The 6,000-nt window shown below is 63.6% G+C and carries 7 protein-coding genes and 1 tRNA gene; all 8 read right to left on the reverse strand.

What is annotated here, in order from left to right; translation table 11 throughout:
- Positions 1-116: 116 nt before the first annotated feature.
- Positions 117-193: transfer RNA gene (locus ACT6S0_RS04190), tRNA-Pro, on the reverse strand.
- Positions 194-226: 33 nt separating this feature from the next.
- Positions 227-754, reverse strand: a complete 528-nt coding sequence (locus ACT6S0_RS04195) for a MerR family transcriptional regulator (RefSeq protein WP_444762641.1) — start codon at positions 752-754, stop codon at positions 227-229.
- Positions 755-789: 35 nt separating this feature from the next.
- On the reverse strand, positions 790-1,161 hold the full coding sequence (locus ACT6S0_RS04200; protein ID WP_444762642.1) for an integration host factor subunit alpha: 372 nt from the start codon (positions 1,159-1,161) through the stop codon (positions 790-792).
- 20 nt (positions 1,162-1,181) lie between these two features.
- Entirely contained in the window at positions 1,182-3,611 is a 2,430-nt protein-coding gene (gene pheT, locus ACT6S0_RS04205; RefSeq protein WP_444762643.1) for a phenylalanine--tRNA ligase subunit beta, read from the reverse strand.
- A gap of 10 nt (positions 3,612-3,621) precedes the next feature.
- Positions 3,622-4,665 (reverse strand): phenylalanine--tRNA ligase subunit alpha, encoded by a 1,044-nt coding sequence (pheS, locus tag ACT6S0_RS04210; RefSeq protein ID WP_444762644.1) that lies wholly within the window; start codon positions 4,663-4,665, stop codon positions 3,622-3,624.
- Between the two features lie 87 nt (positions 4,666-4,752).
- Entirely contained in the window at positions 4,753-5,109 is a 357-nt protein-coding gene (rplT, locus tag ACT6S0_RS04215; protein ID WP_025564000.1) for a 50S ribosomal protein L20, read from the reverse strand.
- A gap of 27 nt (positions 5,110-5,136) precedes the next feature.
- Positions 5,137-5,340, reverse strand: a complete 204-nt coding sequence (gene rpmI, locus ACT6S0_RS04220) for a 50S ribosomal protein L35 (protein ID WP_056263791.1) — start codon at positions 5,338-5,340, stop codon at positions 5,137-5,139.
- Between the two features lie 120 nt (positions 5,341-5,460).
- Entirely contained in the window at positions 5,461-5,979 is a 519-nt protein-coding gene (infC, locus tag ACT6S0_RS04225; protein ID WP_444762645.1) for a translation initiation factor IF-3, read from the reverse strand.
- Positions 5,980-6,000 lie beyond the last annotated feature (21 nt).

The following is a 6,000-nucleotide window of genomic DNA, read 5'->3' on the forward strand; positions in this document are numbered from 1 at the left end:
AGGGCAGCTCCACGCTGGTATCCCCCTGGGTATCCCCCTGGACAAGAATTCGAGGCGGGCAAAGAAAAACGGGCTAGCTACCTGAGCAGCTAACCCGTTGATCTACTTCAATAAAATGGTCGGGACGGCGGGATTCGAACTCGCGACCCCTTGCACCCCATGCAAGTGCGCTACCAGGCTGCGCTACGCCCCGACTGAGCCAAGCAGTATAGCCCAGGAATCAGGCTCAACTCAATAAGCCGGCACGGATCGCAAGAAGTTCGGCGCGCACCTGTTCCAGCGAGGTCAGCGGCTCGACGGTCAACACCGGTAGCGTCATGGACACCTCTGCGGCTTTCAGCGGCTGGGCGTGGGCATGTGAGGACACAAGTCGCGTTACAGGTAGATATGCCACCTCTGCATCCATGCCGACGCCGTCGCCGTCCGTCTCACGTCCCATCGCATCACGGGCCTGAGCAGCCGCAGCTTCATCATGGAAGTTGTGTGCGGCGGTCGGCGGCAGGCCTTCACTGAGCTGGTTGCGCGCGCCGCTGATCGTGAAACCCTGGTCATAGAGGAGGTCGCGGATCCGGCGAATCAGCAACACCTCGTGGTGCTGGTAGTAGCGCCGGTTGCCGCGCCGTTTCATGGGTTTGAGCTGAGTGAACTCTTGCTCCCAGTAGCGCAGCACATAGGGCTTCACGCCGCACAGCTCGCTGACTTCACCGATGGTGAAGTAGCGTTTGGCGGGGATGGCGGGAAGCGCCTTTTCCATTGCAAATCAATGAGTTCGAGAAGGGAGGGGGGACTCTACTCGAAGTCTTCCCCAGCCGGCACGTCGCCTTGCACCTGACCCTTCAGCTTGTGGCTGGCGTGAAAGGTCACGACGTTGCGTGCCTTGATCGGAATTGACTCGCCAGTACGCGGATTGCGACCCGGACGCGGCGCCTTGCGGCGGATGTTGAAGTTGCCGAAGCCCGATAGCTTGACGTCTTCGCCCTTGACGAGGCTGTCATGCAGGATGTCGAAGAAGGCCTCGACCATGTCTTTGGACTCGCGCTTGTTCAAGCCGAGCTTGTCGAACAGCAATTCGGCCAACTCGGCCTTGGTCAGCGTGGGCGTTTCCAGGCTGCCGATGACTACGGCAGCCGCTGCTGTTTTCTTGGCGTCGTTTGCGTCCATCGTGTTCCTCCTCTTGAGGGTCAGCCGCGCAGGCGGGCGCCAACTTGGTTGCTGGATGCGGCGACGATGGCCGCAACGGCAGCGTCGATGCGTTCATCGGTCAGCGTGGCTTCGTCATCAAGCAGTTCCAGGCGGACGGCCAGTGAACGCTCGTCGGCTTGCAGGTCGGTGCTGCTGCCCGCCGCCGGTTTGAAGACGTCGAAGAGCTTGGCCGAGCGCAGCAGCGCGCCGCCGGCGGCGGCAATGGCGGCCATCAGCGCGTCGTGAGGGATGCTGTCCTTCACGACCAGCGCCAGGTCACGCTGCACGGCTTGTTGGCGGGGCAGCGGCTGGCCTTGCGGCAGCGCGCGCAGCAGAGCGGCGTCGACATCCAGCTCGAAGACCACCGGTGCGCCACCGCTGATCTCATAGCCTTGACGCCAACTCGGGTGCAATTCGCCGACCATGCCGATGGGCTCGCCATTGAGCTTGATGCGGCTGCTGCGGCCCGGGTGCAAGGCTGGGTGTTCGGCAGCCTCAAAGGTCAGCGTTTGCGGCGCGAACAGCGCTTCCAGATCGCCCTTCATGTCGAAGAAGTCGACGCCACGGTCGCGTTGGCCCCATTGCTGCTGGTCGGCGGGGCCCCAGGCCAAGCCGCCAAGCCGCAGCGGCTGCTCAATGCCGGCCACATTGAGAGGACCGCTGGCAACGCTCGAGTCGCGCTTGAACACACGGCCCAGCTCGAAGATGCGCACGCGCGTCGCGCGGCGGGCTTGGTTGTGGCGCAGCACCTGCACGAGACTGCCGATCAGGGTGGTGCGCATCACCGCCAGCGGCGCGGCGATGGGGTTGAGCAGACGGATCGGGTCGGTGACGCCGGCCAGCTCCCGCTCCCAGCGTTCCTCGACGAAGCTGAAGTTGATGGTTTCGAAGTAATCCCGCGCAGCGACAGCACGGCGCAGTGCATGCGTGGAGCGGCGCGTTTCCGAACCCGTGCGGCCGACGATGGGCGCCAGCGGCGCGGTGGAAGGCAGCGTCGGGTAGCCCAACACGCGGATAACTTCCTCGATCAGGTCTTCCTCGATCAGGATGTCGAAGCGCCAACTGGGCGGTGTGACGGTGATGACACCTTCGGCCGAGGCAAAGGGCAGGCCTAAGCGCTTGAACACGCCTTCGCAATCCGCCTGTGTGACCGGCATGCCGATGACCTTGGCGGCACGTGCCACGCGTAGCGCGACCGGCTGGCGTCCCGGCACGTTCGGCGCCTGGTCGTCCATCGGGCCGATGCGCGTGTCCGCTGTGCCGCAGATGTCGATGATGAGCTGCGTGATGCGCTCGATGTGCTCGACGGTCTGCGATGCGTCGACGCCGCGCTCGAAGCGGTGGCCGGCATCGGTCGAGAAGTTGTAGCGGCGGCCGCGGCCCATGACGGCCTCGGGCCACCAGAAGGCGGCCTCGACGTAGATGTTGCGCGTGTCGTCGGACACGGCGGTGTGGTCGCCGCCCATGATGCCGGCGAGGGACTCGACCTCGCGTTCGTCCGAAATGACGCCGACCTTCTCGTCGACGGTGATGGTGCTGCCGTTGAGCAGTTTCAACTGCTCGCCGGGCTTGCCCCAGCGCACGACCAACGCGCCGCTGATCTTGTCGAGGTCGAAGATGTGGGACGGGCGGCCATACTCGAACATCACGTAGTTGGAGATGTCGACCAACGCCGTCACCGAGCGCTGGCCGCAGCGCTCCAGGCGCTGGACCATCCAGGCGGGCGTCTTTGCCTTCGTGTCGATGCCCTTGACGATGCGGCCGGAGAAACGGCCGCAGAGGTCGGTGGCCTCGACGCGCACCGGCAGCTTGTCGTCAATGGAGGGCTTGACAGGCGGGAACTCGGCCTTGAGCAGCGGTGCGCCGGTCAGCGCCGCGACTTCGCGCGCGATGCCGAAGACGCTCAGGCCATGTCCAAGATTGGGCGTGAGCTTGAGCGTGAACAGCGTGTCGTCGAGGTTGAGGTGCCTACGGATGTCCTCGCCGATGACAGCATCGGTTGCCAGTTCCAGCAGGCCGCCGTGGTCGTCGCTGAGCTTGAGCTCTCGCGCCGAGCACAGCATGCCGAAGCTCTCGACACCGCGCAGCTTGCCGACGCCGATCTTGAAGGGTTTGGCAGCGTCATCGGTCGGCAGTTCGGCGCCGACGGTGGCCAGCGGCACTTTGATGCCGACGCGCGCATTGGATGCGCCGCAGACGATCTGCAGGGGTTCAGCGCCACCGGCGTTGACCTTGCAGACGCGCAGCTTGTCAGCGTTGGGGTGCTGCTCGGCTTCGAGGATTTCGGCAACGACGATGCCGTGAAAAGGCGGTGCGACAGGGCGCAGCTCTTCGACCTCCATGCCGGACATGGTCAGCAGCTCGGCCAGTTTTTCAGTGGACAGCGGCGGATTGCAGAACTCGCGCAGCCAGGACTCGGGGAATTGCATAACGTTCTAGTTACTTGAACTGCGAGAGAAAACGGAGGTCGCCGTCGAAGAAGGCGCGCAAGTCGTTGACGCCATAGCGCAGCATGGCCAGGCGGTCGATGCCGGACCCGAAGGCGAAGCCGATGTGGCGCTCGGGGTCCAGGCCCATGTTGCGGATCACCTGCGGATGCACCTGGCCGGAGCCCGACACCTCCAGCCAGCGGCCCTTGAGCGGGCCGCTCTCGAACATGATGTCGATCTCGGCGCTGGGCTCGGTGAACGGGAAGTAGCTGGGGCGGAAGCGCAGTTGCAGCTGATCGGTCTCGAAGAAGGCGGTGATGAAGTTCAGATACACCGCCTTCAAGTCCTTGAAGGAGATGTTCTCGCCCACCCACAGGCCTTCGACTTGGTGGAACATCGGCGAGTGCGTCGCGTCGCTGTCGACGCGGTAGGTGCGGCCTGGCGCGATGACGCGAATCTCAGGCATGGTCTCCTGGCCGGCGTAGCGTTTGGCGTGGGCCTGCGCGTAGCGGATCTGCATCGGGCTGGTGTGCGGGCGCAGGTTCAGCCAGGCGCCGTTCTCGTCTTTCATGTCGACGTAGAAGGTGTCCTGCATCGATCGGGCAGGGTGGTTCTCGGGGTTGTTCAGCGCCGAGAAGCTGTACCAGTCGGTCTCGATCTCGGGGCCGTCGGCGACGTCGAAGCCCATGGAGGCGAAGATCGCCTCGATGCGCTCCATCGCGCGCGTGATCGGATGTAGCCCGCCGGTGCCGCGGTTGCGGCCGGGGAGGGTGACGTCGAGCGCCTCGGCCTTGAGCTGCTTCTCAAGCTCCGCAGCGGCAAGGGCCTCGCGGCGAGCGGTGAGGGCGCTTTCGATGGCGACCTTGAGATGGTTGATCTCGGCGCCGCGGGTCTTCTTTTCCTCAATGCTGAGGGCACCCAGGCCCTTCATCAGCTCGGTCACGCGACCGGACTTGCCAAGGAATCGGGCCTTGGCGTTCTCCAGTTCGGCGGGCGTGGTCGCGGCGGCGAAATCAGCCGTGGCCGCTTGCAGCAAAGCGTCGAGATCAGTCATTCGGGAAGCACAAATAAAAAGGGGCCGACCACGATGGGCCGGCCCCTGAACAGTTGCGGCTCCGGCGCAAACCGGAGCTGATCGCAATCAGGCGAGCGCGGCCTTCACCTTGGCGAAGATGCTGGCAAAACCAGCCGGGTCGTTGACGGCCAGATCGGCGAGGACCTTGCGGTCGATCTCGATCTGGGCCTTCTTCAGACCCGCCACGAACTTGCTGTAGGACAGACCCAGACCACGCGATGCGGCGTTGATACGGGCGATCCAGAGCTGGCGGAAGACGCGCTTCTTGGTACGACGGTCACGGTAGGCGTATTGGCCCGCCTTCATCACCGCCTGCTTGGCGATGCGGAAGACGTTCTTACGGCGACCCCGGAAGCCCTTGGCCAGAGCCAAGACCTTCTTGTGACGGGCACGAGCGGTTACACCACGTTTGACGCGAGGCATTGTGTTTCTCCTTGAGTCAGTGGTGGATTACAGGCCAGCAAAGGGCAGCATCTGAGCGATGTGTCCCATGTTGGTTTCGTGCACGGCGACCGAACCGCGAAGCTGACGCTTGTTCTTGGTGGTCTTCTTGGTCAGGATGTGGCGCTTGAACGCCTGACCGCGCTTGACGGTGCCACCCGGACGAACGCGAAAACGCTTTTTCGCGCTGCTCTTGGTCTTCATTTTGGGCATGTTGATGCTCCTTCTAAGTGTGTCCCTGGGGCGATGCCGGTGAGCCCGGCATGCTTGTTGGCCTCAGGAGACTTGTGAACCGGCCGGCGACCAAACCGACCGATCAAACCTGTTTCGGTCTCAGCGCTTCTTGGGCGCCAGGACCATGATCATTTGCCGACCTTCGAGCTTGGGCATGTTCTCGACGATTGCCACGTCGGCCAGTTCATCGCGAATCCGCTCCAGCAGGCGCATGCCGATGTCCTGGTGGGTGATCTCACGGCCCCGGTAGCGCAGCGTGACCTTGCCCTTGTCACCGTCTTCGGCGATGAAACGGCGCAGATTGCGCATCTTGATCTGGTAGTCGCCTTCGTCCGTGCCTGGGCGGAACTTGACTTCCTTGATTTCGATGATCTTCTGCTTGGACTTGGCTTCGGCAGCGCGCTTTTGCTCCTGGTACTTGAACTTGCCGTAGTCCATCAACCGGCAGACCGGCGGATTGGCGGTGGCAGAGATCTCGACCAGGTCCACATCCATGTCGCCCGCCATGCGCAGGGCTTCCTGGATGCTGACGACACCGATAGGTTCGTTCTCGGGGCCGTTCAGACGGACTTCGGGAGCCATGATTTCGCGGTTCAACCGGTGCTTACGCTCCGGAATAGCACGACGGTCGGCAAACGT

It is taken from the genome of Roseateles sp. (assembly GCF_052436255.1).
In the GTDB taxonomy this organism is placed as follows: domain Bacteria; phylum Pseudomonadota; class Gammaproteobacteria; order Burkholderiales; family Burkholderiaceae_C; genus Pelomonas.